Annotated in this window: 1 pseudogene; it reads right to left on the bottom strand. The window is 43.3% G+C overall.

The features are described 5' to 3' along the window. A pseudogene (locus IQR33_RS31930) lies at window positions 1-201 on the bottom strand (SAM-dependent methyltransferase); the annotation flags it as partial.

Here is a 201-nt window from a genome sequence, read left to right as displayed (position 1 = left end):
TCTCCCTTCGTTAACTGGGCTTTAACTTTTTTAAGGATATTGAGGATCTCAATTGGGGAAAAGCAATCCAAGAACTGGCTCATCCACCATACGTCAGCGTGTCCAGGCAATGTTTGTGCTTTATCAAGCATGTTTGCAGGGTATGGACGTACACGCTCGACGAACTGGTTTTCTGAAACATTCTTCATCGCTACTTCTAAT

Origin of the sequence: Vibrio sp. OPT46, assembly GCF_015163535.1 — a bacterium.
Classification (GTDB): Bacteria; Pseudomonadota; Gammaproteobacteria; order Enterobacterales; family Vibrionaceae; genus Vibrio; species Vibrio alginolyticus.
The sequence above is the reverse complement of the archived record's forward strand: the minus strand, read 5'-3'. Positions and strand labels throughout refer to the sequence as shown.